This is a genomic window from Nocardioides euryhalodurans, assembly GCF_004564375.1.
Classification (GTDB): Bacteria; Actinomycetota; Actinomycetes; order Propionibacteriales; family Nocardioidaceae; genus Nocardioides; species Nocardioides euryhalodurans.
Genome location: NZ_CP038267.1, coordinates 2181844 through 2208147, shown reverse-complemented (window position 1 = coordinate 2208147; position 26304 = coordinate 2181844). Strand labels below are relative to the sequence as shown.

General features: G+C 73.8%; 25 protein-coding genes, 2 tRNA genes and 1 other RNA gene. 17 read left to right on the top strand and 11 right to left on the bottom strand.

Annotation, left to right across the window (positions count from 1 at the left end):
• Nucleotide 1: 1 nt before the first annotated feature.
• Nucleotides 2-3634: a type VII secretion protein EccCa gene (gene eccCa / locus EXE57_RS10520; protein WP_135077303.1), complete on the bottom strand. Its 3633-nt coding sequence runs from the start codon at nucleotides 3632-3634 to the stop codon at nucleotides 2-4.
• 168 nt (nucleotides 3635-3802) lie between these two features.
• On the opposite strand from eccCa, the gene EXE57_RS10515 reads away from it, so the two are divergent.
• The 4 genes from EXE57_RS10515 to EXE57_RS10500 are packed head-to-tail and all read left to right on the top strand — an operon-like array spanning nucleotide 3803 to nucleotide 5914.
• On the top strand, nucleotides 3803-4114 hold the full coding sequence (locus EXE57_RS10515; protein ID WP_244247084.1) for a WXG100 family type VII secretion target: 312 nt from the start codon (nucleotides 3803-3805) through the stop codon (nucleotides 4112-4114).
• Between the two features lie 19 nt (nucleotides 4115-4133).
• Complete coding sequence (locus tag EXE57_RS10510) at nucleotides 4134-4430, top strand: WXG100 family type VII secretion target (RefSeq protein WP_135077299.1); 297 nt, start codon at nucleotides 4134-4136, stop codon at nucleotides 4428-4430.
• 6 nt (nucleotides 4431-4436) lie between these two features.
• The gene (locus EXE57_RS10505; RefSeq protein WP_135077297.1) at nucleotides 4437-5729 is read left to right on the top strand and encodes an EsaB/YukD family protein; all 1293 of its coding nucleotides are present in this window, start codon (nucleotides 4437-4439) and stop codon (nucleotides 5727-5729) included.
• Nucleotides 5726-5914, top strand: a complete 189-nt coding sequence (locus EXE57_RS10500; RefSeq protein WP_135077295.1) for a type VII secretion protein EccB — start codon at nucleotides 5726-5728, stop codon at nucleotides 5912-5914. Before EXE57_RS10505 ends, EXE57_RS10500 begins: the two co-directional genes overlap by 4 nt.
• A gap of 4 nt (nucleotides 5915-5918) precedes the next feature.
• Here EXE57_RS10500 and EXE57_RS10495 read toward each other — a convergent pair whose 3' ends face one another.
• Nucleotides 5919-6920 carry a DUF389 domain-containing protein gene (locus EXE57_RS10495; protein WP_135077293.1) on the bottom strand — a complete coding sequence of 334 codons (1002 nt, stop codon included), beginning with the start codon at nucleotides 6918-6920 and terminating at the stop codon, nucleotides 5919-5921.
• A gap of 87 nt (nucleotides 6921-7007) precedes the next feature.
• Nucleotides 7008-7096 (bottom strand) — tRNA-Ser (locus tag EXE57_RS10490).
• A 98-nt stretch (nucleotides 7097-7194) separates the two neighbouring features.
• On the opposite strand from EXE57_RS10490, the gene ffs reads away from it, so the two are divergent.
• The 7 genes from ffs to EXE57_RS10455 all read left to right on the top strand — a co-directional run bounded on the left by ffs (nucleotide 7195) and on the right by EXE57_RS10455 (nucleotide 13430).
• An RNA gene (ffs, locus tag EXE57_RS10485) (signal recognition particle sRNA small type) lies at nucleotides 7195-7285 on the top strand.
• Between the two features lie 112 nt (nucleotides 7286-7397).
• Nucleotides 7398-9377, top strand: coding sequence for a DNA polymerase III subunit gamma and tau (locus EXE57_RS10480; RefSeq protein ID WP_135077291.1), 1980 nt, complete (start codon nucleotides 7398-7400; stop codon nucleotides 9375-9377).
• A gap of 43 nt (nucleotides 9378-9420) precedes the next feature.
• Nucleotides 9421-9792 (top strand): YbaB/EbfC family nucleoid-associated protein, encoded by a 372-nt coding sequence (locus EXE57_RS10475; RefSeq protein ID WP_135077289.1) that lies wholly within the window; start codon nucleotides 9421-9423, stop codon nucleotides 9790-9792.
• A 7-nt stretch (nucleotides 9793-9799) separates the two neighbouring features.
• Nucleotides 9800-10399, top strand: a complete 600-nt coding sequence (recR, locus tag EXE57_RS10470; RefSeq protein ID WP_135077287.1) for a recombination mediator RecR — start codon at nucleotides 9800-9802, stop codon at nucleotides 10397-10399.
• Nucleotides 10392-10982 (top strand): DUF5063 domain-containing protein, encoded by a 591-nt coding sequence (locus tag EXE57_RS10465; RefSeq protein ID WP_135077285.1) that lies wholly within the window; start codon nucleotides 10392-10394, stop codon nucleotides 10980-10982. The genes recR and EXE57_RS10465 overlap by 8 nt, the downstream gene beginning before the upstream one ends.
• Before the next feature lie 59 nt (nucleotides 10983-11041).
• Entirely contained in the window at nucleotides 11042-12331 is a 1290-nt protein-coding gene (locus tag EXE57_RS10460; protein ID WP_135077283.1) for an aspartate kinase, read from the top strand.
• Nucleotides 12332-12401: 70 nt separating this feature from the next.
• Nucleotides 12402-13430 (top strand): aspartate-semialdehyde dehydrogenase, encoded by a 1029-nt coding sequence (locus tag EXE57_RS10455; RefSeq protein WP_135077281.1) that lies wholly within the window; start codon nucleotides 12402-12404, stop codon nucleotides 13428-13430.
• Nucleotides 13431-13434: 4 nt separating this feature from the next.
• Here EXE57_RS10455 and EXE57_RS10450 read toward each other — a convergent pair whose 3' ends face one another.
• The 3 genes from EXE57_RS10450 to EXE57_RS10440 form a co-directional block, all read right to left on the bottom strand.
• A complete protein-coding gene (locus tag EXE57_RS10450) occupies nucleotides 13435-14064 on the bottom strand; it encodes a hypothetical protein (RefSeq protein ID WP_135077279.1) in 630 nt (209 codons plus the stop codon).
• Nucleotides 14065-14090: 26 nt separating this feature from the next.
• Nucleotides 14091-14167, bottom strand: a tRNA-Pro gene (locus EXE57_RS10445).
• A 98-nt stretch (nucleotides 14168-14265) separates the two neighbouring features.
• Nucleotides 14266-15186, bottom strand: a complete 921-nt coding sequence (locus tag EXE57_RS10440; protein WP_135077277.1) for a metallophosphoesterase — start codon at nucleotides 15184-15186, stop codon at nucleotides 14266-14268.
• Between the two features lie 36 nt (nucleotides 15187-15222).
• Here EXE57_RS10440 and EXE57_RS10435 point away from each other — a divergent pair, with 36 nt between their 5' ends.
• A complete protein-coding gene (locus EXE57_RS10435; RefSeq protein ID WP_135077275.1) occupies nucleotides 15223-15681 on the top strand; it encodes a GatB/YqeY domain-containing protein in 459 nt (152 codons plus the stop codon).
• Here EXE57_RS10435 and EXE57_RS10430 read toward each other — a convergent pair whose 3' ends face one another.
• Entirely contained in the window at nucleotides 15682-18117 is a 2436-nt protein-coding gene (locus EXE57_RS10430; RefSeq protein ID WP_135077273.1) for a penicillin-binding protein, read from the bottom strand.
• A gap of 190 nt (nucleotides 18118-18307) precedes the next feature.
• Between EXE57_RS10430 and EXE57_RS10425 the strand changes: the two genes are divergently transcribed.
• Nucleotides 18308-18592, top strand: a complete 285-nt coding sequence (locus EXE57_RS10425) for a WhiB family transcriptional regulator (protein ID WP_135077271.1) — start codon at nucleotides 18308-18310, stop codon at nucleotides 18590-18592.
• A 34-nt stretch (nucleotides 18593-18626) separates the two neighbouring features.
• Here the strand turns inward: EXE57_RS10425 and bagB are convergent, their stop codons facing one another.
• Nucleotides 18627-19802 (bottom strand): ArsA family ATPase, encoded by a 1176-nt coding sequence (gene bagB / locus EXE57_RS10420; RefSeq protein ID WP_135077269.1) that lies wholly within the window; start codon nucleotides 19800-19802, stop codon nucleotides 18627-18629.
• On the bottom strand, nucleotides 19799-20809 hold the full coding sequence (gene bagA, locus EXE57_RS10415; protein ID WP_135077267.1) for an ATPase BagA: 1011 nt from the start codon (nucleotides 20807-20809) through the stop codon (nucleotides 19799-19801). The genes bagB and bagA overlap by 4 nt, the downstream gene beginning before the upstream one ends.
• Before the next feature lie 167 nt (nucleotides 20810-20976).
• Here bagA and EXE57_RS10410 point away from each other — a divergent pair, with 167 nt between their 5' ends.
• The 3 genes from EXE57_RS10410 to EXE57_RS10400 all read left to right on the top strand — a co-directional run bounded on the left by EXE57_RS10410 (nucleotide 20977) and on the right by EXE57_RS10400 (nucleotide 22977).
• Nucleotides 20977-21729 carry a CoA transferase subunit A gene (locus tag EXE57_RS10410; protein WP_135077265.1) on the top strand — a complete coding sequence of 251 codons (753 nt, stop codon included), beginning with the start codon at nucleotides 20977-20979 and terminating at the stop codon, nucleotides 21727-21729.
• Nucleotide 21730: 1 nt separating this feature from the next.
• On the top strand, nucleotides 21731-22357 hold the full coding sequence (locus EXE57_RS10405; RefSeq protein ID WP_135077263.1) for a CoA transferase subunit B: 627 nt from the start codon (nucleotides 21731-21733) through the stop codon (nucleotides 22355-22357).
• Between the two features lie 71 nt (nucleotides 22358-22428).
• Nucleotides 22429-22977 (top strand): DUF2231 domain-containing protein, encoded by a 549-nt coding sequence (locus EXE57_RS10400; RefSeq protein ID WP_135077261.1) that lies wholly within the window; start codon nucleotides 22429-22431, stop codon nucleotides 22975-22977.
• On the opposite strand, the gene EXE57_RS10395 is transcribed toward EXE57_RS10400, so the two are convergent.
• Entirely contained in the window at nucleotides 22970-23614 is a 645-nt protein-coding gene (locus EXE57_RS10395) for a class I SAM-dependent DNA methyltransferase (RefSeq protein WP_135077259.1), read from the bottom strand. The two genes, EXE57_RS10400 and EXE57_RS10395, sit on opposite strands and share 8 nt — an antisense overlap.
• Nucleotides 23615-23689: 75 nt before the next feature.
• Here EXE57_RS10395 and EXE57_RS10390 point away from each other — a divergent pair, with 75 nt between their 5' ends.
• Entirely contained in the window at nucleotides 23690-24955 is a 1266-nt protein-coding gene (locus EXE57_RS10390) for an MFS transporter (RefSeq protein WP_135077257.1), read from the top strand.
• On the opposite strand, the gene EXE57_RS10385 is transcribed toward EXE57_RS10390, so the two are convergent.
• A complete protein-coding gene (locus EXE57_RS10385; protein WP_135077255.1) occupies nucleotides 24942-26303 on the bottom strand; it encodes an MFS transporter in 1362 nt (453 codons plus the stop codon). The genes EXE57_RS10390 and EXE57_RS10385 overlap by 14 nt on opposite strands.
• Between the last annotated feature and the right edge of the window lies 1 nt (nucleotide 26304).

Genomic DNA, 26304 nt, shown 5'->3' with positions numbered 1-26304 from the left:
CTCACCCCGCGGGTTCGGTCCACATCACCTGCAGCGCCCTGGCCCCGTCTCGGCCGACCAGTCGGGCACGGCCCGGAGGCCCCGGGACGGCCGTGAGCCGCCCGACCACGGGACCGTCGGTCGGGTCTCCCGGGAGCAGCAGGGTCGGGGACGCCAACCCGCGCAGCGCCTGGGCGACCGGGTCGTGGAGTGCCCGGACGCTGGTGCCGGTCGCCAGCACCAGGTGCAGCCCGACGTCGGCCGCGCGCGGGAGCAGCGGGAGCAACGGGGCAAGAGGCGGCGGTTCGCCCGGCAGCAGCGCCAGCTCGTGGTCGTCGACCACGACGAAGACCTCGGCTCCGGACCACCACGACCGCGCCCGGAGCTGCTCGCGGGTGACCCCGGGACCGGGCAGCCGGCGCTGCAGGTGGTCGGCCAGCTCGGCGAGGGCCGGGGCGGCGCCCGTCCCGTGGTGGCCCAGCAGGTGCGCCTCGGGGACCTCGCCCAGCAAGGACCGGCGGGGGTCGACCAGCACGACCTGGGCGCGGTCGGCCGGGTGGCTGCGGACGATCTCGTGGAGGAGGGTGCGCAGCGTCGCCGTACGGCCGGAGCCGGGACCGCCCAGCACGAGCGTGTGGGGATCCGCGACCGGGTCGAGGGTGACGGGTGCGAGACGCTCGTCGACGCCGAGCACCAGACCGGCGACGTCGCCGCTGGACGGTACGTCGGCCAGCGCGACCTGATCCGGGAGCGGGCGCAGCCGTGGCCGGGTCGTCGCGGGCCACGCCGCAGCCACCCGCGCCACCAGCCCCTCGAGGCCGGAATCGTCGAGGCGGGGCAGCGCCGCCAGGAAGTGGTGCGCCTCCGGCGTCAGCCCCCGCCCGGGCCGGTCCTGCGGGACGGCCCGGGCGGCGCGGCGGTCCACCTCGGAGTCGAGCGGGTCGCCGAGCCGCAGCTCCAGCCGGGTGCCGACCAGGTCGCGCATCGCCGCTCGCAGGTCGGCCCAGCGGTCGGCGGCGACGACGACGTGCACGCCGTGGGCGAGGCCACGGGCCGCGACCTGCTGGATCTCGGACTCGAGCTCGCCGGGCCCGCCACGCAGCCGGCTCCAGCCGTCCACCAGCACGAAGACCTCGCCGTCCCGGTCGCCGGCCCCGGTCTCGCGCCGGTCGAGCAGGTCGCGCAGCTCGGCCACCACCCGGCGTACGACGTCGGGGTCGTGGCCGGTGGCGTGGGCGACCACGTGGGGGAGCCCGGCAAGGGGGGTGAGACCACCGCCGGCGAGGTCGAGGAGCAGCAGCCGCACCTGCTCGGGGGAGTGGGTCAGCGCGAGCGCCGCCGCCAGGGTCTGCAGCAGGGTGGTGCGGCCGCTCCGCGGTGCGCCCACGACCGCGACGTGGCCGCCGGCTCCGGTCAGGTCGACGAGGAGCGGGTCGCGTCGCTGCTGGCGGGGACGGTCGACCGTGCCGAGCGGCAGCACCAGGCCCGCGGTCGCGACCTCCTGGAGCAGCGTGCCGAGCGCGGCGGGCTCGTCGAGCGGTGGCAGCCAGACCTGGCGGGCGCGCGGGCCGCGCCCGCAGAGCTGCGCGACGGCCTGCTCGAGCACCGACGGTCCGCCCGCCGGTGGGCCGGGCACGTCCGCGGGCAGCGGCACCTCCTCGAGCGTGAAGGGCAGCACCGCCGGGCGCGCCGTGGGTGGCGGTGCAGCCCCGGAGACGTACGACGCCCGGAACCGGACCGGGTCGCCGGGGCCGGTCCGCAGGAAGCCGCTGCCCGGGAGCGGCGGCAGCGAGGCGGCGTCCGGGACGCCCAGGACGGCCCGGGACTCGGCGCTGCTGAAGGTCCGCAGACCGATCCGGTAGGAGAGGTGGGACTCGAGGCCGCGCAGCCGACCCTCCTCGAGCCGCTGCGACGCCAGCAGGAGGTGCAGGCCGAGCGAACGGCCGAGCCGCCCGATGGCGGTGAACACGTCGAGGAACCCGGGCCGCGCGGCGAGCATCTCGGCGAACTCGTCGACGACCACGAGCAGGGAGGGGAGGACCGGCAGGTCGGACCCGGCAGCCCGGGCACGGTCGAGGTCGTGGACCGAGGCCAGTCCGCCCGCGGCCCGCAGCACCTCCTGCCGACGGACGAGCTCGCCCGCGAGGGCGTGCTGCACCCGGTCGACGAGCGTCAGGTCGTCGGCGAGGTTGGTGACGGTGCCGGCCACGTGGGGGAGCGGCGCCAGCCCGGCGAAGGTGGCCCCGCCCTTGAAGTCGACCAGCACCATCTCGAGGACGTCGGGCGGGTGGGTCAGGGCGAGCCCGAGGACCAGCGTGCGCAGCAGCTCGGACTTGCCCGAGCCGGTCGCGCCGACCAGCAGCCCGTGCGGACCCACGCCCCCGCGGGCCGACTCCTTGAGGTCGAGGTGCACCGGTCGTCCGTCGTCGCCGACGCCGATCGGGACCCGGAGCAGGTCGCGGGGCTCGTCCGGTCCCGAGGCCCGTTCGCCCAGGAGCGCGAGCAGGCCCGGATCGCCCAGCGGGCCGCCCGCGGGTACGGCGAGCGGCAGCAACCGCCTCGCCACGGCCTCGGCCGTCGCGAGGTCGCAGCGGTCTGCGACGGCGCTCGTGGGTGCGGCGCGGGGCGCCTCGACCCCCAGGGTGCCGTCGGGCCTCGCGTGCAGCCGCAGCGCCTCCCCCGAGGGTGGACCGGCTGGTCCAGGGCGCAGCCCGACCACGGTGAGGCCCGGGCGTGCCGGGGGCGGGTCGGCCCCGTCCACGACGAGCAGCACGTGGGCAGCGTCGGGTCCGGGCCGGGGGAGGAGCGGAGCCAGTGCCTCGGCCGAGGTCACGGCGCAGCGGGCACCGCCGACGGCGTCGTGACGCCGGCGGCTGTGCGCGTGGGGCAGCCACCCCAGCCAGCGCCAGTCGTCGAGAGCCTCGGGCGAGGCGAGGACCGCCACCGCGAGGTCGTCGGGCGAATGGCAGGTGGCGGCGGAGCAGACCATCGCCCGGGTCAGGGAGCGACCGGCCTCCCGCTCGCCGGTGACGTGGACCGAACCGGTCGCGACCAGGTCGACCAGCAGCGGCAGGCCGGGCACGTCACGGTGGGTGGCGAGCAGCCGGTCCAGGGCGGCCGACGCAACCGGGTCGGGCTCCTCGGCCGCACCGACCTCGGGGCGGACCAGCTCCACGGACAGCGGTTGCCGCGCCTCGGCGTACCTCACGAGGAGGGCGGGACCCTGGTCCGGTCGCTGCGGCCACGGCCGGCGCTCCTCGGCCCGAGCAGGAAGCGCGGTCGGCGGCGGGTGCTCACGGCGGAGGGCCTCCCGCTGCTGCGCGGCCGCCCGGTGCAGCCGCGCGCGGACGTCGGCGAGGTGACGCAGGTAGCCCCGCCGCGACCGTGCCTGCTGCTGCCGGCGCCGACTGCGCTGCCGGTCGACCTGCACCACGACGAAGCCGAGCGTTCCGAGCAGGAAGCAGCCCGCGGCGAGCAGGCTGCGGTGGCCGCCGGCCCCGGACTGGGTCGCCATCGTCGCCACGAGGACGACCGAGCCCAGGCTCCCCAGCATGGGTACGGCGCTCGACAGGATCGCTCCGACGCCCTCTCTCGGCTCGAGCGAGGGTGGCGCCTCCGGCACGATCGGTCCGGAGGGCGGGTCGGGGGCCGGCACGTCTGCTCCTCTCGGTCGGCGACCTCGAGGCTAGGACGGCGGGCAGGCTGCTGCCGGGTCGTGCGGGGAGCCTGTGGACAACGTCTCGGGCCGTTCCGCCGGGAGGGCGGCGCCGGGTAGGACAGGGGGTGCGCCCGGGCGAGCGATCCGGGGGACGGGAGCAACGTGATGGCCCACGAGATGGGGATGGGTGCCGGCACCCTCGGCCGGGCGGCCGAGCTGACGGCGGCCGCCCGCGAGGAGCTCGACCGGATGAGTGCCGAGCTCGACGCCGAGATCGTGCAGCTGCGAGGGCGGTGGGAGGGCGCCGGCGGCCGGGCGTTCTTCGTCCTCCAGGACGCCTGGAACGACAGGCAGCGCCGGATCGTCGCCGCCCTCGACGGGTTCTCGTCGTCGCTCCGCTCGACCGAGCGCGACGTGCTCGCCACCGACGAGGCGCAGGCCGCGACCTACCACCACGACCTCAGCCGCCTCGGCTGACCGGACCCAGGAGCCCCACATGGACCTCGACCGCATCCGCGTCTCCCACGACGGCCTCGATCGCGCAGCAGACGGGCTGCAGGCGCTGGTGCGTCGCATCGACGACCGCCTCGACCGCCTCGACGCAGAGCTGGCCCCGTTGCGCAGCGACTGGTCCGGCCAGGCGCAGCAGGCCTATCTCTCAGCCCGTCAGCAGTGGGAGCAGGCGATCCGCGAGATGCGCGACCTGCTCGACGCCACCGGACGCACCGTGGTCCGGTCCAACGGCGACTACCGCGCAGCCGACCAGCGGGGCGCGGCCAGCTTCGGGGCCTGAGGCGCGGTGACGCGCGTCGGTGCCGACCTGGTCCGGGTGACCGTGGTGGCGGCCCGGGGCCGGACCGACCTGGTGCTGCCGACGTCCGTGCCCGTGGCCGAGCTGCTGCGGGGGAGCGGCCTCCTCGACCGGGTCGCGGCAGGGGAGCGTCCTCGGCTGCTCGCCGGCGGGACGCGGGAGCTGCTGCCCGGCCGCGGGCTCACCGACCAGGAGGTCGACGACGGTGCGGTGCTCACCCTCACCTGCGAGACCGACCCGCCCCCGCACGCGCACGACGACCTGGTCACGGTCGTGGCCGACGTGGTCGAGCACGACCTGGCGACCTGGTCGGTCGCCACCGGCCGACGTACGGCCGTGGGGGCGGGGGCGGCGCTGCTCCTGCTCGGAGCCGCGGCGCTGCTGGCCGGGCGCGGTCCGCAGGCCTGGGGCGCAGCGGGGGCGGTGGCGCTGCTGGGCGTCGCGGCGGCCCTGGTGCTGTCGCGCCGGGGCTCGGCCCTCCCGGCGACGCTGGTGGCCTGGCTGGCCGTGGCGTACGCCGTGGTCGCGCTGGTGGGGTCGCCCTCACCGTTCCCGTGGCCGGTCCAGGGTGGGGCGGCGGCGGTGCTGGTGGGGGCCTCGTTCCTGCCGGACCGGAGGCTGCGGCTCGTGCTGCTGCCCGCGGTCCTGACCGGCGTCGCGGTGGCAGGGTCGGGTCTGCTCGCCGGGTGGCTCGGGCTGCCGGTCGTGGCGGTGCTCACCGGCGTGGCCGTGCTGGTGGCCGGCGCCGGGGACGTCCTGGTCTGGCTGGCGACGGTCCCTGCCCGGCTCCACCCCGAGCCGGTCGGCGTCCACGCCCTCGACCGTGACCGGGTCGTCGACCAGGTCACCCGGACCCACCAGGTCCTCGCCGTGCTCGGTGCTGCCTCCGGCCTGTTGCTGGTCGTGGCTGCCCCGGCCGCGGCCTCCCTCGGCGCCTGGGGCGCGACGGCTGCGATGGTCGCGTGCCTGCTCGTGCTGCTGCGGGCGCGGCGTCACCGGACGGCGACCGGCGTCCTCACCGGACTGGCCTCCGGGCTCACGGGGTCGGTGGCCCTCGCGGCGGCGGTGCTGTGGCTCCACCCCGACTGGCGGCTCGGGGTCGCTGCCGGCCTGGTCGCGACCGGGGGCGGGGCGGTGCTGGTCGGGGTTCGCGGGGTCGGCCCGTCCCTGCGCCTCGGACGCCTCGCCGAGCTGGCCGAGACGCTGGCGCTGGTGGCCCTGCCGCCGCTGCTGGTCGCGGCGACCGGGCTGCTCGGCGCCGTCCAGCGGTGGGTGCCGTGACCAGTCGCCAGGACCTGCTCGAGGCGCAGGCCTACGTCCGTCGCCGGCTGCACGCCGTGCTCGTCGGTGGCGCTCCGGGCGGCCTGGAGCCCGAGCCGGGCCAGCCCGGCCGCGCGCTGCTCGGGGGCCTGCTGGTCGGCGTGCTCCTGCTCGCCGGGGCTGCGGTGCTCGCGCTGCTCCGCTGAGACCTCATCCACCGGTGGTTCCGGCGTCGATCTCCTCTCCCAGGGTGGTGACGACGGTGATCCGGAAGCCGTCCGGGACGCTGCCCTCGAGGTCCTTCATGAGGGTGTCGGTCGGAGGAGCATGGGTCCGGGTGCGGACCTCGATCCTGAAGGTCACCGACGACAGGTCGACCGATTCGACCGACGCTCCCGGGACCTCACCCAGCCAGCTGGTCGCAGCGTCCTCGACGCGGGTTGTGAGGATCGCGACGTAGTAGGAGAACGCGGAGTTCAGGGCGAGCGGGACCAGCACGGTGACCGACAGCACGGCCAGGGTCGCGTAGGTCCGCCTCGGGCTCACGCTCCCGACCCCCTGGGTCGCGTCACGGTAGGCGAGGACCGTGAAGACGAACATCCCGGCGAGCACGAGTGCCACCAGGTTCGAGAGGAACAGCACCAGCGCCCCGGCCGCGAGGAGTCCGCTGCCGTGACCCAGGCAGACCCCCACCACGGCGAGCGGTGGGACCAGCGAGATCGCGATCGCCACACCCGGCAGGACCGCCGCCACGTCGCGGCGGGCCAGGGCCACCGCACCCGCCAGACCCGTGGCGAGTGCCGCTGCCAGGTCGACGAGCCGGGGCGAGACCCTGCCGGCGACCTGGGAGTTGTCGAGGAGGTCGTAGGAACCGGGCAGGGCCCACGAGAACGACGCGCCGACCGCGACCACCAGGAGCGCGCCGAGGACGACGTAGCGCACCGACCCGTTGCGCTGCCGCTTCACGACCGCGAGCGCGATGCCCATGATGGGCGTCGAGAGCGGGGCGATGATCATCGCCCCGATCACGGTGGCCGTGGAGTCGGCGAGCACACCGGCAGTGGCGATGACGGCCGAGAGCACGAGCATGGTCCAGAACGCCGAGCGCTTGGCGGTCGTGTCGCCGTGGCGCAGGTCGAGGTCCTCGGTCAGCTCGTCCAGGGTGCGCCGCTGGGCGGCCGGCAGGACGTGGGTCCGGAGAGCGGTCAGCATGGTCGAGTATGGCGCCGGCCCCGGTCCCGCCGCCTCTCCCGCCTCTCCCGACGCGAACGGCCGGACCCGTGGGTCCGGCCGTCGCGGTGGCGGAGGATAGGGGATTCGAACCCCTGAGGGCTGTTAACCCAACCCGCTTTCCAAGCGAGCGCCATAGGCCACTAGGCGAATCCTCCGCCGAGGAGAGTACCTGCCGCCGCGGGGGCGCCTGAAATCCGGGGCGCGAGGGGCCTCGGCTTGGTGGCCGCGACCTGCCCCACCTAGACTTCGGGGCAACCCCCCGTGCGGCGGCATCTTGCCGAACTCCCCCAGGGCCGGAAGGCAGCAAGGGTAAGCGAGCTCTGTCGGGTGCGCGGGGGGCCTTTTCATGCCCCGGCACCGCGCGCGCGACGCGTCACGGAACCGGCGGATCCAGCTCGGTGGACGCGGTCGACCACGCGGGTACCGGCTGTGGGAGCAGGTCGTTAGGGTTCAGGCGTGGAGTCACCCCTCGCCCTCTATCGCCGCTACCGGCCGGAGACGTTCGCCGACGTCATCGGGCAGGACCACGTGACGACTCCCCTCCGCGCGGCCCTCGCCAACAACCGGGTCAACCACGCCTACCTCTTCTCCGGCCCCCGCGGCTGCGGCAAGACGACCTCCGCCCGGATCCTCGCCCGCGCCCTCAACTGCGAGCAGGCGCCGATCTCCGACCCCTGCGGCGAGTGCGACAGCTGCCGCGACCTGGCCCGGGGCGGGCCGGGATCGATCGACGTGATCGAGATCGACGCGGCCTCCCACGGTGGCGTCGACGACGCCCGTGACCTGCGGGAGAAGGCGTTCTTCGCCCCGGTGCGGAGTCCCTACAAGGTCTACATCATCGACGAGGCCCACATGGTCACGACGCAGGGCTTCAACGCCCTGCTCAAGCTGGTCGAGGAGCCCCCGCCCCACCTGCGCTTCATCTTCGCGACGACCGAGCCGGAGAAGGTCATCCCGACCATCCGCTCCCGGACCCACCACTACCCCTTCCGGCTGATCCCGCCGCGGCTGCTCACGACCTACCTCGCCGAGCTCTGCGAGCGCGAGGGGGTGTCGGTGGAGCCGGCCGCGCTGCCGCTGATCGTCCGCGCCGGCGCCGGGTCTGCCCGTGACTCGCTGTCCGTCCTCGACCAGCTGCTCGGTGGCGCCGGTCCCGAGGGCATCACCCACGACCTCGCCGTCGGCCTCCTCGGCTACACGCCCGCCTCCCTCCTCGACGACGTGGTCGACGCGTTCGCCGCCGGCGACGGTGCGGCGGTCTTCGGGGTGGTCGACCGGGTCATCGAGACCGGTCAGGACCCCCGCCGCTTCACCGAGGACCTGCTCCGGCGACTGCGTGACCTGGTGATCGTCTCCGCCGTCCCCGACGCTCCCGCCACCGGCCTGATCGACGTCTCGGCCGACCAGGCCGAGCGGCTGGTCCAGCAGGCCAACCGCTTCGGTCCCGCCGAGCTGAGCCGCGCGGCCGACCTGGTCGCCGCCTCGCTCACCGACATGCGCGGGGCGACCGCGCCCCGGCTGCTGCTCGAGCTGATCTGCGCCCGGGTGCTGCTGCCCGGCGCCGACCCGTCCGAGTCGGGCGTGCTCGCCCGCGTCGACCGGCTCGAGAAGCGCGCCTCGATCGCCGGCGGCCCCCCCAGCGCGGCCCCGGTGCGCGAGGACCCCGCACCCCCGACCGCCCAACACCCCACCACCCCGGTGACCGAGCCCGAGACCAGCGCGCCGGTCGTCGAGCCGGCGCCGGCCATGCCCGAGCCGGTCGAGCCGGCCGTGGCACCCGCGCCCGAGGCCGAGGCTCCCGCCGCGGCGCCGGCCCCGGAGCCCGCGGCGGCGCCCGAGCCCGCAGCACCACCCGCCCCGGCCGGCGCGCTCTCGCTCGTCGACGTACGCCGGCTGTGGCCCGACATCGTCGAGGCGACCAAGCTCCGCCGCCGGGTGGCGTGGATGCACCTCACCCAGAACTCCCAGGTGGTGGCCGTCGAGGGCACGGTGCTGACCCTCGGGTTCGCCAACACCGGTGCCCGCGACTCCTTCGTCAACGGCGGCTGCGACGAGATCCTGCGCCAGGCGGCGATCGACGTGGCGGGCGTCGACTGGCGGGTGGAGACCATCGTCGACCCGGGCGCCGCCGGTGGCCAGGGTGCCACCCCGCCCCCGCGCCAGGCGCCGCCCGCGCCGGAGCCGCCCGCCGACGAGGACCGGGACGACCCGCCGCCGGCTGCCGCAACGGACCCCGGCGCGTCGAGCGCCGCGCGCGAGGCGATCCGCTCCACCCGTCCCGCCGGCCCGGCCGACGACGACGGCCCGTCCCGGGCGGAGGCCGACGCCGATGCCCACCCCGACGACCCCGACGCCGACACCAGCGGGCTGGCCGGCGCCGAGCTGCTGCAGCGCGAGCTCGGCGCCCAGGTGATCGAGGAGATCCGCCACTCGTGACCGGACCCGCCCGACCGACCCCGACCGATGAGGTGACTCACCCATGAGCCAGACCCCCGACAACCCCTTCGACGCCCTCGGCGGCGGCGGCTTCGACATCAACGCCCTCATGCAGCAGGCCCAGCAGATGCAGGAGCAGATCGAGCAGGCCCAGCAGCGGCTCACCGAGACCACGGTCGACGGCACGGTCGCCGGCGGTGCGGTGACCGTGACGGTCAACGGAGTGGGCGAGCTGGTCGGCGTGGAGATCCGGGCCGGCGGCTTCGACGGCAGCGACCCCGACGACCTCGCCGACCTCGGCGACATGATCGTCGCCGCCTACCGCGACGCCAAGGCCCAGGCCGACACCGTGGCCAGCGAGGCGCTCGGCCCGCTGTCCGGCGGCGGCGGGCTGCCCGGCCTCGGAGGGGCCTGACCTCCCGATGTACGAAGGCATCGTCCAGGACCTCATCGACGAGCTGGGCAGGCTGCCCGGCGTGGGTCCCAAGAGCGCGCAACGGATCGCGTTCCACCTGCTGCAGGCCGAGCCGGTCGACGTACGTCGGCTGGCCGACATCCTCCTCGAGGTGAAGGCCAAGGTGAAGTTCTGCACCACCTGCTTCAACGTGGCCGAGGACGAGCAGTGCCGGATCTGCCGTGACCCGCGCCGCGACCCGTCGGTGCTGTGCGTCGTCGAGGAGTACAAGGACGTCGTGGCGATCGAGCGGACGCGGGAGTTCCGCGGCCGCTACCACGTGCTCGGCGGGGCGATCTCGCCGATCGACGGGATCGGACCCGACCAGCTCCGCATCAAGGAGCTGGTGCAGCGCCTCGCCGACGGCACCCTCACCGAGGTGATCCTGGCGACGGATCCCAACCTCGAGGGCGAGGCCACCGCGACCTACATCACACGCCTGCTCAAGGACTTCGGCTTGCGCGTGACGCGGTTGGCGAGTGGACTGCCCGTGGGCGGCGATCTCGAGTACGCCGACGAGGTGACCCTCGGACGAGCATTCGCAGGAAGGCGGTCTGCAGATGACTGACGTGACTGGCGAGGTCGAGACGATCGACCGGGGCTTCGCGGCCCAGATCGCCGACCAGGTGGAGTCCTTCCTCCTGGCGCTGCGGGCGGTCGCCCGCGAGGGCGACGGAGGCCGCGGGATCTCGTTGCTGCTGCTCGAGATCTCCCAGATCTCGCTCGCCGGCGCGCGGCTCGGCGCCCAGCAGGACTTCACGCCCCGGACCGAGTACCAGCCCGACGTCGGGCCCGAGGCCGACGTCGAGGAGCTGCGGCTGGCCCTCGCCGCGCTGCTCGGCAACGTCGACACCTACAGCTTCGTCTTCGACCCCTACCTCCCCGAGGTGGTCGAGAGCCAGCTGTCCGACGACCTCACCAGCATGGCTTCCGACCTCGAGAACGGCCTGCGCCACTACCGCAGCGGCGACATCGCCGAGGCGCTGTGGTGGTGGCAGTTCTCCTACGTCTCCAACTGGGGCAACCTGGCCGGCGCAGCGCTCAACGCGCTGCTGTCGGTGGTCGCCCACGACCGGCTCGACGTCGAGCTGGAGTCGGAGCAGGAGCAGATCGAGGCCGCCGAGGCCGTGCTGGACGTCGACGAGGACTAGCAGGCCCCGCCGGTAGACTCGGTCGTCGATCCCGCACCCGAGAGCAGGAGGACGACCCGGTGGGCATTGTCGTGCAGAAGTACGGCGGCTCCTCCCTCGCCGACGCCGCAGCCGTCAAGCGGGTGGCGCGCCGGATCGTGGAGAGCAAGCGCGCCGGACACGACGTCGTGGTGGCCGTCTCGGCCATGGGTGACTCGACCGACGAGCTGCTCGACCTGGCCAACGACGTCAGCCCGCTACCGCCCGCCCGCGAGCTCGACATGCTGCTCACGGCCGGCGAGCGGATCTCGATGGCGCTCGTGGCGATGGCGATCTCCGACCTGGGGTTCACCGCGCGCTCGTTCACCGGTTCCCAGGCGGGCGTGATCACCGACTCGGTGCACGGCAAGGCCAAGATCATCGACGTCACGCCGGGCCGGATCTCCAGCGCCCTCGACGACGGTCACGTCGTCATCGTCGCCGGTTTCCAGGGGGTCAGCCAGGACACCAAGGAGATCACCACCCTCGGGCGTGGCGGCACCGACACCACCGCCGTCGCGCTGGCTGCGGCGCTGCACGCCGACCACTGCGAGATCTACACCGACGTCGACGGCGTCTTCACCGCCGACCCCCGCATCGTCCCGACCGCCCACAAGCTCGACCGCGTCTCCTACGAGGAGATGCTCGAGCTGGCGGCCTGCGGCGCCAAGATCCTCCACCTGCGGTGCGTCGAGTACGCCCGTCGCTACGACATCCCGATCCACGTCCGCTCCTCGTTCAGCCAGCTGGAGGGCACCTGGGTGGTGCCCGAGAGCGCGGTGGACGCCGACTCCCCGGAGGGAGAACCCATGGAACAGGCCATCATCGCCGGCGTCGCGCACGACCGCAGCGAGGCCAAGATCACGGTCGTCGGGGTGCCCGACAAGGTCGGCGAGGCCGCCCGGATCTTCGAGGCCCTCGCCGATGCGGAGATCAACCTGGACATGATCGTCCAGAACGTCTCCGCTGCCGCGACCAGCCTCACCGACATCTCCTTCACGCTCCCGCGGGCCGACGGCCAGACCGCGATGAAGGCGCTGGCGGCGCTGAGCGACGAGGTCGGCTTCGCCTCGCTGCTCTACGACGACAAGATCGGCAAGATCTCGCTGATCGGCGCCGGCATGCGCTCGCACCCGGGGGTGAGCGCCAAGTTCTTCTCCTCGATCGCGGCCGCCGGCGTCAACATCCAGATGATCTCGACCTCCGAGATCCGGATCTCGGTGATCGTCGACGAGGGCCTGGTCGACGACGCCGTCGCGGCAGCCCACTCCGCGTTCGACCTCGACGCCGACGAGGTCGAAGCCGTGGTCTACGGGGGGACCGGCCGATGAGATCCACCCCACGAAACCGCTCGCAGGGGGCGCTTCGCGCCGTCGCCTCACGCTTCCGCGGGGACCCCGAATGAGGCTCGGGATCGTCGGCGCCACCGGCCAGGTCGGTGTCGCGATGCGCCAGATCCTCGAGGAGCGTGCCTTCCCGCTCGACGAGATCCGGTTCTTCGCCTCGGCCCGCTCGGCCGGGACGGCGCTCCCGTACGCCGGCCGCGAGGTCGTCGTCGAGGACGCCGCCACCGCCGACCCGGCGGGGCTCGACATCGCGCTCTTCTCCGCCGGCGCCACCGCCTCGCGGGCGCTCGCGCCACGGTTCGCCGAGGCGGGGGCGATCGTCGTCGACAACTCCTCGGCCTTCCGGATGGACCCCGACGTCCCGCTCGTCGTCTCGGAGGTGAACCCCGGGGCGATCGCCGAGGCGCGCAGGGGGATCATCGCCAACCCCAACTGCACGACCATGGCCGCGATGCCGGTCCTCAGGCCGCTGCACGAGGAGGCCGGTCTGGTCCGACTGATCGCCTCGACCTACCAGGCGGTCTCCGGCTCGGGCGTCGCCGGCGTCGAGGAGCTGGCCGGGCAGGTGGCGGCCGCGGGCGACAAGGCGCGCGAGCTCGCCTACGACGGCGAGGCCGTGGCCTTCCCGTCGCCCGAGAAGTACGCGCGGACGATCGCCTACAACGTGCTGCCGCTGGCCGGTTCGATCGTCGACGACGGCCTCGGCGAGACCGACGAGGAGCAGAAGCTCCGCAACGAGTCCCGCAAGATCCTCGGGATCCCCGACCTCGCGGTCTCGGGCATCTGCGTGCGGGTCCCGGTCTTCACCGGGCACTCGCTGGCCGTGAACGCCGAGTTCAGCCGGTCGCTGCCGGTCGCGCGGGCCCAGGAGCTGCTCGCCGGTGCCCCGGGGGTCGAGCTGAGCGAGATCCCGACTCCGCTGCAGGCAGCCGGCAAGGACCCGTCCTACGTCGGTCGGCTGCGGCACGACCCGGGCGTGCCGGACCAGCGTGGCCTCGCGCTGTTCATCAGCAACGACAACCTCCGCAAGGGCGCCGCCCTCAACACCGTGCAGATCGCGGAGCTGGTCGCCGCCTCCCGCTGACCCCTCAGCGGTGCATGCGGTCCTCGACCGGCTCGACGAGCGCGGTCGAGACCCAGACCGCCACGGCGTACGACGCGGCCCCGACCAGCGGCACGGCGATGACCATCCACCACGCGAACAGGGCGTCGCCGAGGAACAGCAGGCTCACCACGGCGATCAGGCCGGTGCCGAGCGCACTGGTGCTGCCGGCGCCGGGCACGCCCAGCGCGCGGAGCACCACGGCGCCGACCCAGCCGACCAGCACGGTCACCGCGAGCAGCAGCAGGAAGCCCGGGTTGCCGCAGCTCGACGTACCGCGCACGACCTCGCAGAGGCGCAGCGACGCCCAGACCAGCCCCACGAGGAGCAGCCCCGAGACCAGCCCCGCCACCAGCGCTGCCGGGAGGGCGCCGATCGTGGGCAGGGAGACCGGCTGACGCCTCCGACGCTCGGGTGGCGGCGAGGCAGCGGGCTGCTCGGCCTCGACGGCCGGCGCCTCGGGGGCCGCGGGGACCTCGTCGGTGACGCGCGGCGCGGGCTCGACCGGGTCGGCGGGGGGCTCGGTGGACGGCTCGTCGCGGTTCGCCTTGCGCTTGCGGCGGAAGCCGAGTGACGGGAGCTCCAGCGAGGGTCCGTCCGGGTCCTTCTCAGCCATGCGGCGAAGTGTGCCAGAGCGACACGTGGTCGGGGTGACAGGATTTGAACCTGCGGCCTCTTCGTCCCGAACGAAGCGCGCTACCAAGCTGCGCCACACCCCGATCGCGCCGGGAACGGGTCCCCGGCGCGAGCAGGCGCCACCTTACCCGAGCGTCGAGAGCCGCCTGAAATCGGCCCGTGCCCGCGGCCGACCCGCCTCTCAGGCCCTCGCCGTGAGCGTCATCAGCGTCGCCTCGGGACGGCACGCGACGCGCACCTGGGTGTACGGCGAGGTGCCGAGCCCGGCCGACACGTGCAACCAGGCCGACCCCGGGTCGCCGGGCCGCGAGTCGGCCGGATGACGGTGGAGCCCCTTCGCCCGCGCAGGCTCGAGGTCGCAGTTCGTCACCAGTGCTCCGTGCCAGGGCAGGCACACCTGGCCGCCGTGGGTGTGCCCGGCGACGATCGCGTCGTAGCCGTCGGCGGCGAACTGGTCGAGCACCCGCAGGTACGGCGCGTGGGCGACGGCGAGCCGGACGTCGGCCGTCGGGTCGGCCGTCCCGGCGACGTCGTCGAGACGGTCGTACTCCAGGTGGGGGTCGTCGACACCCGCGAAGGCGATGCTGGTGCCCCCGACGGAGAACGCGGCCCGGGTGTTGGTGAGGTCGAGCCAGCCGGCCTCGTCGTAGGCCTCCTTCAGCTCCCGCCAGGCCAGCTCCTCGCTGCTGGTGCGGCGGGTGCCGTCGTCGGGGAGCAGGTATCGCAGCGGGTTGCGCAGCGTGGGTGCGAAGTAGTCGTTGGAGCCGAGCACGAAGACGCCCGGGACGTCGAGCAGCCCGTCGAGGCAGGCGAGCAGCGCGGGCAGCGCGTCGCGGTGCGCGAGGTTGTCACCGGTGTTGACGACCAGGTCGGGCTCGAGGTCGGCGAGCGTGCGCAGCCACTCCTGCTTGCGCTGCTGCCGCGGCGTCAGGTGAAGGTCGCTGAGGTGGAGCACCCGGAGCGGCACGTGACCGGCGGGCAGCAACGGCACGGACACCTCCCGCAGCACGAAGCGCCGGGTCTCGGCGACGGCGTACGCGGTGACCGCGGCGCCCGCGAGGACGCCGCCTCCGAGCACGCGGGCGAGGGCGGGGAAAGACATGGGGCAAGGCTGTCACAGGGCTGGCAGGATGGCTCCATGAGTGCTCTGAAGGACCGTCTCCGTGCCGACCTCACGACCGCGATGAAGGCGCGTGACGAGATCCGGGCGGGCACGCTCCGGATGGTGCTGACCGCCGTCACCAACGCTGAGGTGTCGGGCAAGGTCGCCCGCGAGCTCAGCGACGACGACGTGGTGGGCGTGCTCTCGACCGAGGCCAAGAAGCGGCGCGAGGCCGCGACCGCCTTCGAGGACGGCGGCCGGGCCGAGATGGCGGCCCGGGAGCGTGCCGAGGCCGAGGTGATCGCCGACTACCTGCCCGCGCAGCTCTCCGAGGAGGAGATCGTCGCGCTGGTCACCGCCGCCGTCGAGCAGGTCGGCGCCGCCGGTGAGGGGATGCGTGCGATGGGCAAGGTGATGGGCGTGGTCACGCCCCAGGTCAAGGGGCGCGCCGACGGCGCCGTCGTGGCTGCGGAGGTACGCCGCCAGCTGGCCTGATCAGTCCCGGCCGCCGCCACCGCCGCGGCCGCCACCGCCGGGACCGTCGTTGCCGCCGCCACCGCCGCCGCCACCGCCGTTGCCACCGTCACCGCCGTTGCCGCCGCCGTTCCCGCCGCCGCCGCTCGGCGGGGGCGGGGGTGCGGGGACGAAGCCGGTGGAGGGATAGATCGAGATGGCCGTGCCCCTGGGGGCGCCGGTGCCGGAGCCGGGATCGCTGTAGGCGACCGTGCCCTCGGGGTACTCGGAGTTGACGGGCGGGCCCACCAGCACGTTGAAGCCGGCGTCCTCGAGCACCCGGCGCGCGCTCTCGATCGAGAGTCCGCCGGTGCTCGGCACGGTGGTCGTGGCGCCACCGAGCGCGCTGAGGTCGGGGGGTGTGAAGAAGGCGTCCTCGAGGTACTGCTCGACGTTGCCCATCGCCTCGCCCCACATCGGGCCGGCGGTGCCGGAGCCGGAGGCCGAGTAGATCGTCTCGCCGCCGACCGTGAGGCCCTCCAGGCCGATCGGCTGGCCGAAGGAGTTGGCGCCGGCGACCATCGCCGCGGTCGCGAGGTTGGGGGTGTGGCCGACGAACCACACCGCACGTGCGCTCTGGGTGGTGCCGGTCTTGCCGGCGTCCTCCTGGGTCATCGTGATGGCCTCGCCGAATCCGCCCGGCGCGAGGACGCCCTTGAGGATGTCGTTGACGGTGTCGGCCACCGCGTTGGACATCACCTGGTTGCACTGGGAGCCGTACTCCTTGAGCAGGTTGCCCTCGGCGTCCTCGATCGAGGTCACCGCACGGGAGTCGCAGTGCTCGCCGCGGGCGGCGAAGGTGGCGTACGCCTCGGCCATCTCGAGCGGGCTGGTGTCGACGACGCCGAGCGTGAAGGACGGCACCCGCTCGAGGTCGGGGTTGGTCAGGTCGACGCCCATCTGCTTGGCCAGCTCGTAGGGCTTGCACAGCCCGGTGAGCAGCTCGAGGTTGGCGAAGAAGGTGTTCACCGACCGCTGGGTGCCGGTGTAGAGGTTGAACGTCCCGCCCGCGAAGTCGAAGTTGGCAGGGTCCCAGATCGTGGAGCTGGCGTACGGGATCTCGTTGCCGTTCTCGCCGCAGGTCGTGAACTGGTTCTCGGGGATGGACTCCTGGGCCGGCACCGTCAGGGTGGTGTCGGGCTGCACGCCGTCGATGAGTGCCTGGGCGAGGATGAAGGCCTTGAAGGTCGATCCTGCCTGGAAGCCGGCCGAGTCGCCGTACTCCTGCGGGACGACGTAGTTGAGGAACGTCTGGCCCTTGGACTTGTCGGGGCCCATCGGACGCGACTGGGCGAGCGCCTTGACGTCACCGGTGCCGGGCTCGACCATCGCCAGCCCGCCGATCGCCTGGTCGGTCGGGTTGACGTTGTTGCGCACCGCCTGGTCGGCGGCCGCCTGGAAGCGCAGGTCCACGGTGGTGCGGATGGTGAGGCCGCCGGTCCGCAGCAGCTGCTTGCGGGCGTCGCGGGTCCTGCCGAGCGAGGGGTCCTTCATGAGGACGTTGGTGACGTAGTCGCAGAAGAACGGGGCGCGCGAGTTCACGCAGCCGTTGTCGGTGGGCTGCACCCGGAGGCCGAGGTCGGTCTTCTTCGTCTTGTCGGCCTTGCGCTGCGAGATCACGTCGAGCTGCGCCATCCGGTCCAGCACCACGTTGCGCCGGTCGAGGGCCTCGTCGGGGGAGTTGGTGGGGTCGAGCCCGGTCGGGTTCTTGACCAGGCCCGCCAGCATCGCCGACTCCCGCAGGTTGAGGTCCTTGGCGTTCTTGTCGAAGTAGTGGCGGGCCGCCGACTGGATGCCGAACGCGCCGTCGCCGAAGTAGGCGATGTTGAGGTAGCGCTCGAGGATCCAGTCCTTGGAGTACTTCTCCTCGAAGGCGATGGCGTAGCGCAGCTCGCGCACCTTGCGGGCGAAGGTGTCGTCGGTGGCGGCGATCCGCTCGGCCTTGGTGTCGGCCTGGCTGACCAGGGTCAGCTTCACCATCTGCTGGGTGATCGAGGAGCCGCCCTGGACCACGCCGTTCGCGGCCTGGTTGGTGACCAGCGCGCGGAGGGTGCCGCGCAGGTCGAGCGCCCCGTGCTCGTAGAAGCGGTAGTCCTCGATCGAGACGATCGCCTTGACCATGGTGCGCGAGATCTGGGTCAGCGGGACGTTGACGCGGTTCTCGTCGTAGAGCGAGGCGATGAGGTTGCCGTCGCTGTCGAGGATCTTCGTCTTCTGCGCCAGCGGCTCCACCGCGAGCTCCGCGGGGAGGGTGTCCATGCTGCGGGCGACGTCACGCGTACCGACGCCGACCACACCGGCGAAGGGGATGGCGAGACCGGCTACCATCACGCCCATCACCACGGAGACCGCAGCCATCACCCCGAGGTGGGAGAGGATGCGGCGGGCAGGCAGACGCTCGTCGGGGGGCACGGACATGCCAGCCAAGATACCCGAGCGGTCCCGACCCGGCCCATTCATGGCATCGGGGGGCTAGTCACTTCGGACTATGCCAAAGGGGCAGATCGAGCCTGTTCCCCGGGTGGCGCCGGACTTTACGTTACTCGTGCGGGATTTGATCGGACCGTCGGTGGGGATGGTCCGGATCCCGGGCGAATGGGGACGTCTCATGTGGATCGAGGACTGGGCACCGTCGGCGGCTTGCCGCCAGGCACAGCCCGACGCACTCTTCGTGCGCGGCGCGGAGCAGAACAAGGCCAAGCTGGTGTGCGGCGGTTGCCCCGTGCGCACCGAGTGCCTGGCCGAGGCACTGGACAACCAGATCGAGTGGGGTGTGTGGGGCGGCATGACCGAGCGTGAGCGCCGAGCCCTGCTCCGGCGCCGGCCGGGTGCCTCCTGGCGGTCCGTGCTCGAGGCAGCGCGCGAGGAGCAGGCCGTCCCGGCCAGCCACTGATCCACCCGGCGGGGGACCTGGCCTGCGGGGGAGGTCAGGTCCCGGACAGCAGCTCCCCCACGTGACGCAGGCCCTCGAGGTCGTGGACGTCACCCGGCAGCGCAGGCACCACGGCGGTCGCGACCGCAGGGTGCGCCGCCGCGAACCTGGCCCGCAGGGCCGCCTCCCGCTCCGCCAGCCGTGACCGGTCGGCGTGCAGCCGCAGCAGTCCGGCGCTCGTCGAGCCCGGGTCGTCGTGCTGGAGCCTGGTGGCTGCCGCCATCGCCTCGTCGGCGGAGAGCGCCCCCAGCGGACCGGGGCTCGCCCGGTTCACCACGAGGCCCGCGAGCGGCATCCGGTCCTCGCCGAGGCGCTCGACGAAGTACGCCGCCTCCCGCAGCGCGTCGGGCTCCGGAGCCGCGACGACCAGGAACGCCGTCCGGTCGTCCTGCAGCAGCCGGAAGGTCTCCTCGGCCCGGGCCCGGAAACCCCCGAAGAGGGTGTCGAAGGCCGCCACGAAGGTCTGCATGTCGCGCAGCACCTGGGCCCCGAGCACCTTGGTCAGCGCCGAGGTCACCAGACCCAGCCCTGCCGACATCACGCGGGCCGGCCCCTTGGCCGGCGCCAGCAGCAACCTGATGAAGCGACCGTCCAGGAACCGGGAGAGCCGCTCGGGAGCGTCCAGGAAGTCGAGGGCCGACCGTGACGGCGGGGTGTCCACCACGATCAGGTCGTAGGTGCCCTCGGCCTGCGCCTGCCGGTGGACCTGGCCGAGCTTCTCCATCGCCATGTACTCCTGGGTGCCGGCGAACGAGCTCGAGAGGGCGACGTAGAACGGGTTGGCGAGGATCTGCTGCGCCTTCTCCGGCGTGGCCTGGCTCTCCACCACCTCGTCGAAGGTGCGCTTCATGTCGAGCATCATCGCGTCCAGCGAGCCGTCGCCGACCACGCCGGAGACCGGCCGCGGGGTGTTGTCGAGCGCCTCGATGCCCATCGACTGGGCGAGCCTGCGGGCGGGGTCGATCGTGAGGACGACCACCCGTCGCCCGCGCTCGGCGGCGCGGAGCGCGAGGGCGGTCGAGGTCGTGGTCTTGCCGACGCCGCCGGAGCCGCAGCACACGATGATCCCCGTGGCCGGGTCGTCGAGCAGGCCGTCGACGTCGAGGGGCGGCGCCTCGGAGGCCGGGGAGGCGAGCGGGCCGAAGCGGGCGCGTGGCGGCGTGCCGGTCATGCCAGGCCCCCGTCCTTGAGGTCCTCGGCGAGCTCGTAGAGCCCGCCGAGGTCGACCCCGCCGGGCAGCCGAGGGAGCTCGTACGCCGGCACGTCGAGGCCGTCGACCACCTCCCGCTGGGCGTCCTCCAGGGCACGGCGGACGGCGTGGTCCTGCGCCTCCGCGAGCAGCCCGGGGACCAGGCCGTCGTCGTCGGTCACCCCCACGGAGCGCAGGTCGGCCTCGAGCGCGGCCGCGTCCAGGGTGCCGGCACGGGCGGCGGCGAGCTGGTCGGCACCGAGGTCCTGCGGGCGGACCATGTTGACCACGACCGCGCCCACGGGGAGGCCTGCCGCGCGCAGCTCGGCGATGCCGTCCGCCGTCTCCTGGACGGGCATCTCCTCCAGGACGGTCACCAGGTGGATCGCGGTCCGGCGCGACCGGAAGAGCTTCATCACCAGGTCGGCCTGGTGCTTGATCGGGCCGACGCGGGCCAGGCCGGCGAGCTCGCTGTTGACGCCGAGGAACTGGGCGATCCGGCCGGTGGGCGGGGCGTCGAGCACGACCGCGTCGTAGGAGCGGACGTCCTTGCCGCGGCGGTTCTTCTTCGCGGCCTCGTAGACCTTGCCCGTCAGCAGCACGTCGCGCACCCCGGGGGCGAGCGTGGTCGCGAACTCGACGACGCCGAAGCGGTCCAGCGCCTTCCCGGCGCGGCCCAGGCGGTAGTACATCGCCAGGTACTCCAGCAGCGCCGACTCCGGGTCGATGTGCAGCGCGTGGACGCTCCCGGGCCGCCCCTCGGGGCCGGTCAGGCCGGAGGCGATGCGCCGCTCGGCGTACGGCAGCGGGTCGACGTCGAACATCCGGGCGATGCCCTGCCGGCCCTCCACCTCGCACAACAGCACGCTGCGGCCGTGGCTGGCCAGGGCGAGCGCGAGCGCGGCGGCGACGGTGGTCTTGCCGGTTCCGCCCTTGCCGGTCACGACGTGGAGCGAGACCCCGGACAGGTCGGCGGCGGACGGGGGCACCCGACCAGCGTAGTGGCGCCACCGTGGCGCCCGGTCGTGTCCGCGGCGGACGCCGTGGTGGCGGCGATGTGTGGCCGGGGGCCATACGTGACCGGCGCCACGCGCCGCTAGTGTGGTCGGCGCCACGGCCCGTCGGGGCCGGGGTGCAGAGACGTGGGAGGACGGACGTGGACAAGGTCGTGGCCAGCGCCGCCGAGGCGGTCGCCGACATCACCGACGGGTCGACCCTCGCGGTCGGCGGCTTCGGGCTGTGCGGCATCCCCTCGGTGCTCATCGATGCCGTGCTCGACGCCGGCGTGACCGACCTCGAGGCGGTCTCCAACAACTGCGGGGTCGACGAGTGGGGCCTCGGCCGGTTGCTCATGGCCCACCGGCTGCGCCGGATGATCTCCTCCTACGTCGGGGAGAACAAGGAGTTCGCGCGCCAGTACCTCTCCGGCGAGCTCGAGGTCGAGCTCACCCCGCAGGGCACGCTCGCCGAGCGGATGCGGGCCGGCGGCTCCGGCATCCCGGCGTTCTTCACCGCGACCGGCGGCGGCACCCAGGTCGCCGAGGGCGGCATCCCGTGGCGCTACGACTCCGAGGGCAACGTCACCGTCTCCTCGCCGGCCAAGGAGACGCGGCTCTTCGGGGACCGCGAGTACGTCCTCGAGGAGGCGATCGTCGCCGACTTCGGCCTGGTGCGCGCCTGGAAGGGCGACCGGCACGGCAACCTCGTCTACCGGCAGTCCGCACAGAACTTCAACCCGCTCGCCGCCATGTGCGGCCGGCTCACCATCGCCGAGGTGGAGCACCTCGTCGAGCCCGGCGAGATCGACCCCGCCGAGGTGCACACGCCCGGCGTCTTCGTGCAGCGCGTGGTCGCGCTGACCCCCGAGCAGGCCGCGGACAAGAAGATCGAGAAGAGGACGGTGCGCTGACATGGCCTGGACGCGTGAGGAGATGGCCGCGCGGGCGGCCTCCGAGCTGACCGACGGCTCGTACGTCAACCTCGGCATCGGCCTGCCGACGCTGGTTCCCAACTACGTCGCCGACGACGTCGAGCTGGTCCTGCAGTCGGAGAACGGCATCCTCGGGGTCGGCGCCTACCCCACCGAGGACGCCGTCGACGCCGACCTGATCAACGCCGGCAAGGAGACCGTCACCCTGCGCAAGGGGGCGTCGTTCTTCGACTCGGCCACCAGCTTCGGGATGATCCGCGGCGGCAAGATCGACGCCGCGATCCTGGGGGCGATGCAGGTCAGCAAGGACGGCGACATCGCCAACTGGATGATCCCCGGCAAGATGGTCAAGGGGATGGGCGGCGCGATGGACCTGGTCCACGGCGCCAAGCGCGTCATCGTGCTGATGGAGCACGTCGCCAAGGACGGGTCGCTCAAGATCCTCGACGAGTGCACGCTCCCCTACACCGGCAAGCGCGTCGTGCAGCGGATCATCACCGACCTCGCCGTCATCGACGTGACGCCCGAGGGGCTGAAGCTCGTCGAGCTCGCCCCCGACGTCACCGAGGACGAGGTGCGGGAGAAGACCGGGCCGGCGCTGGTCTGAGCCCCGGGCCCGTTGCCCTCGCCCGCACCCCGGGGCACAGTGGGGCCGTGCGGCCACTCGAGGAGGCGGACATGGAGCGACCACCGGCGATCGTGCGCTGGACCTTGCAGCTGGAGGACGCCACCGCCCTCGACGCCCCGGTCAGCGCCCTGGAGCCGAAGATCGGCGCGCTGTTCGGGTCGGGGACCCGGGGCTCGGTGCTGCGGGGTGAGTGGCTCGGGCACGCGCTGCACCCGGTGCTGACCGACCTCGTGCTCGGCACCTGGACCTCGGCCACCCTGCTGGACCTGCTCGGTGGCGAGGAGTCTGCCGCCGCGGCCCGGCGGCTCGTCGGCATCGGCGTCCTCGGCGCCGCCCCCACGGCCTGGACCGGCTGGGCGGAGTGGTCGGGGGCCCGTCCGCGTGAGAAGCGCGTCGGCGTCGTCCACGCGGTCAGCAACGCGACCGCGATCGGCCTGTACGCCGCCTCGTGGCTGGCCCGCCGCCGAGGCGGGCGCGGGTCCGGGACGGGCCTCGCGCTCGGGGGAGCGACGGCCGCAGCCGTCGGCGGCTACCTGGGCGCGCACCTCGCCTCCGCCCGCAAGGTGGGCAGCCACCACCCGGCGTACGAGGTCAGCTGACCGAGGCCGTGAGGTAGTAGGCGCCGAGGTCGGCCAGGTCCCCGGTCGACTCCGGCAGGTAGGCCGCCGGGCCGTGGACGTCGACCGGGCTCCAGACGCCCTCCGACGCGAGCCGGTCGACGACCTCCTGGCACCGGCGCGGCTCCCACAGGTCCTCGCGCTGCGTGAGGACCACGTGTCCCGGGGGCCGCACGACGCGGGCGAACTCGCGCCACACGGCCTCGACCTCCGGGAGGTAGGTCATCACGCCGACGCAGACGACCGCGTCGACGGCGTCGTCGGCGAGGGGGAGCGGCTGCGTCAGGTCGGTCGGCCGGAGCTCGTCGTAGGCGCCGGACTCCTCGGCCAGCCGGAGCGACGCGGTGGAGATGTCGAGCCCGACGAGCCGGCCGCGGTAGCCGCCGGCCCGCAACGCCCGGCCGGCCAGGCCGGTCCCGCAGCCCACGTCGAGGATCGTGCCGGAGGCCGGCTGGCGGGCGAGCAGCAGCCCGGCGACGACGCCGGGTGCCTGGTAGGACCAGGCGTCGAGGTCCGCGTCGTAGCTCTCCGCCCACGCGTCGTAGTGGTCCGCGACCTCGCGCGGGTCCCCGTCCCCGCGGACCAGCCAGTCGTCGTCCGGGCTCTCGTGGACCGCCATCCCGACAGCGTCCCACGGAGCGAGCCAGCGCGCACCGGACGTCGACCGGGGGTGGATGACGACTAGGGTCGCCGGGTGGCGCGCGACCGGTTGCTGGCGGACACCCGTCCGCTCCGGATCCACCACTTCCGTCGTCTCTGGCTGGCCAACATCGTCACGGTCATCGGCGCGCAGCTGACGGTGGTCGCGGTGCCGGCCCAGATCTACGCGATCACCGGCTCCTCGGCGTACGTCGGCCTCACGGGGATCTTCGGCCTCGTCCCGCTCGTCGTCTTCGGGCTGTGGGGCGGCGCCCTGGCCGACGTCTTCGACCGCCGCACGCTCCTGGTGGTCACCACCTGCGGGCTGATCCTCACCAGCGCCGGGTTCTGGCTGCAGGCGGCGGTGGGGTCGCAGGACGTGTGGCTGCTGCTCGGCCTCTTCTCGGTGCAGCAGGCCTTCTTCGCGATCAACCAGCCGACCCGGTCGGCGGTGCTGCCCAAGCTCGTCCCGCCCGAGCTGCTGCCCGCGGCCAACGCCCTCAACACGACGGTCTTCCAGGCCGGCGGGATCGCCGGCCCGCTGGTCGGCGGGGCGCTCATCCCGATCGTCGGATTCTCGTGGCTCTACCTCATCGACACCGTGACCCTCCTCGCCACGCTCGGCGCCGTGGTCGGGCTGCCGCGACTCCCGGTGGAGGGTGCGACCGCGATCCCCGGCGTCCGCGCGGTGATCGACGGGTTCCGCTACCTACGCGGTCACCCGATCCTGCTGATGTCGTTCGTCGTCGACCTGATCGCGATGGTCTTCGGCATGCCGCGGGCGCTGTTCCCCGAGCTCGCCGACGTCGCGTTCGGTGGTCCCTCGGAGGGCGGCCTGGCCTTCGCGCTGCTCTTCGCAGCCATCCCCGCGGGGGCCGTGGTCGGGGGCGTCCTCTCGGGCTGGGTGTCACGCGTCGAGCGCCACGGCCTCGCCGTGATCGTCTCGATCCTGGTCTGGGGCCTCGCGATCACGGGGTTCGGCATCGCCGCCCTGCTCGCCCCGCTCGCGCCGACCGCGATGCTCGTCGTCGCGGTCGTGCTGCTCGCGATCGGCGGTGCGGCCGACATGGCGTCCTCGGCCTTCCGCAACACCATGCTGATGTCGGCGGCCGAGGACGAGGTCCGCGGACGGCTGCAGGGCATCTTCATCGTGGTCGTCGCGGGCGGGCCCCGGGTCGCGGACGTCACGCACGGCGCGGCGGCGGCGGTCACGGGAGCCGCGGTGGCCGCGGCCGGTGGCGGCATCCTGGTCATCGTCGGCACCGTCCTCGCGGCGCTGGCGGTCCCCGCCTTCGTCCGCTACCGCGTCACGCGGGGGTGAGGGCAGGGGTCCGGAACGCCGTCACGACCGAGCCCGCCGCGCAGGCGACCGCGACGCCGAAGACGGCCAGGAACGGGTCGCCGTCGGCCTGCTCGGCCACGGTGAAGCCGATGCCGCACAACGACAGTGCCAAGGCGGCGCCCAGCGAGTCGGCGATCGTGAGCGCGGAGGAGTTGAAGCCGCGGTCGGTGTCGGTGGACGCCGCCAGCATGGCCACCCCCGTGCGGGAGAAGCCGAAGCCCATCCCGGCGCCGGCGGCCACGAAGGCGGCACCGGCGAGCAGCGAGGGTGCGTCGCCCCACACGACGAGCCAGAGCATCACGGAGGCGCCGAGCAGGGTGAGGGTGCCGACCTGCATCGCCGCCTCGTGGGACACCCGTTCCCTGAGGCGCGCCTGCAGCTGGCTGGCGCTCGCCCACACGATCCCGACCACCGTGAGCGCGATGCCGGCGTGCCCGGCCGTCAAGCCCCAGCGCTCCTGCAGCACCAGCACGATGTAGGCCTGCCCGCAGAAGAACGCGGCGCTCATCATCCCCCGGGTCCCGATCACCGCGGGCAGGCCGCGCCCGGCGCGCAGCGTGCCGCGCGGGGTCAGCGGCCGTACCGACACGAGCACCACGAGGAGGGCCACCCCGGCCAGCAGCACGCTGCTGCGGGACCCGAGAAGCTCGACGCCGAGCACCGCGACCGCGGCGACCGCGGCCCACAGCAGCTGCGAGCGTGCCGCGGGCGCGCGGTCCTCGTCGGCCGGTCGCCGCAGCGACGGCAGCACCGGCGCGATCAGCGCCGCGGCGAGGAGCACCAGCCCGACGATGCCGAGGAAGACCCAGCGCCAGCCGAGGGCTGCGGCGACGAAGGCGGCGATCCCCGGGCCGAACAGCGAGGGGAGGACCCAGGCGGCGGCGAAGCTCGCGAACACTGCGGGCTGCAGCACGGACGGATAGACCACGCCGACCACGACGTACAGGCTCACGATGAGGGCACCGGTGCCGAGGCCCTGCACGACCCGGCCGGCCACGAGCACCTCCATCGCCGGGGCGAGGCCGCAGGTCAGCACGCCGAGGGTGAACAGCACCAGCGAGACCAGCAGCGCGCCCGCCGGGCCGCGGCGGTCGCTCCACAGGCCGGCCGCCACCATGCCGACCACGCTGCTGGCGAGAGGCGCTGCGAAGGCGAGGGCGTAGAGGTCGCGGCCGTCGAGCTCCTGGCTGATCGTCGGCATCACGGTCGTGACGGCCAGCGTCTCGAAGGCGTTGAAGGCGATGAGGGCGAAGACGCCGATCGTGGTGGCGGCGTACGCCGGGGAGAGCAACCGCTCGCGGGGCCCCGAGGTCGGTGTGGCGGTCACG

Coding starts and splice junctions, on each gene's coding strand:
- EXE57_RS10515 (WP_244247084.1), top strand. CDS start 3,803: ATGGCCCACGAGATGGGGATGGGTGCCGGCACCCTCGGCCGGGCGGCC.
- EXE57_RS10510 (WP_135077299.1), top strand. CDS start 4,134: ATGGACCTCGACCGCATCCGCGTCTCCCACGACGGCCTCGATCGCGCA.
- EXE57_RS10495 (WP_135077293.1), bottom strand. CDS start 6,920: ATGCTGACCGCTCTCCGGACCCACGTCCTGCCGGCCGCCCAGCGGCGC.
- EXE57_RS10475 (WP_135077289.1), top strand. CDS start 9,421: ATGAGCCAGACCCCCGACAACCCCTTCGACGCCCTCGGCGGCGGCGGC.
- recR (WP_135077287.1), top strand. CDS start 9,800: ATGTACGAAGGCATCGTCCAGGACCTCATCGACGAGCTGGGCAGGCTG.
- EXE57_RS10465 (WP_135077285.1), top strand. CDS start 10,392: ATGACTGACGTGACTGGCGAGGTCGAGACGATCGACCGGGGCTTCGCG.
- EXE57_RS10455 (WP_135077281.1), top strand. CDS start 12,402: ATGAGGCTCGGGATCGTCGGCGCCACCGGCCAGGTCGGTGTCGCGATG.
- EXE57_RS10450 (WP_135077279.1), bottom strand. CDS start 14,064: ATGGCTGAGAAGGACCCGGACGGACCCTCGCTGGAGCTCCCGTCACTC.
- EXE57_RS10440 (WP_135077277.1), bottom strand. CDS start 15,186: ATGTCTTTCCCCGCCCTCGCCCGCGTGCTCGGAGGCGGCGTCCTCGCG.
- EXE57_RS10435 (WP_135077275.1), top strand. CDS start 15,223: ATGAGTGCTCTGAAGGACCGTCTCCGTGCCGACCTCACGACCGCGATG.
- EXE57_RS10430 (WP_135077273.1), bottom strand. CDS start 18,117: ATGTCCGTGCCCCCCGACGAGCGTCTGCCTGCCCGCCGCATCCTCTCC.
- EXE57_RS10425 (WP_135077271.1), top strand. CDS start 18,308: ATGTGGATCGAGGACTGGGCACCGTCGGCGGCTTGCCGCCAGGCACAG.
- bagB (WP_135077269.1), bottom strand. CDS start 19,802: ATGACCGGCACGCCGCCACGCGCCCGCTTCGGCCCGCTCGCCTCCCCG.
- EXE57_RS10405 (WP_135077263.1), top strand. CDS start 21,731: ATGGCCTGGACGCGTGAGGAGATGGCCGCGCGGGCGGCCTCCGAGCTG.
- EXE57_RS10400 (WP_135077261.1), top strand. CDS start 22,429: ATGGAGCGACCACCGGCGATCGTGCGCTGGACCTTGCAGCTGGAGGAC.
- EXE57_RS10395 (WP_135077259.1), bottom strand. CDS start 23,614: ATGGCGGTCCACGAGAGCCCGGACGACGACTGGCTGGTCCGCGGGGAC.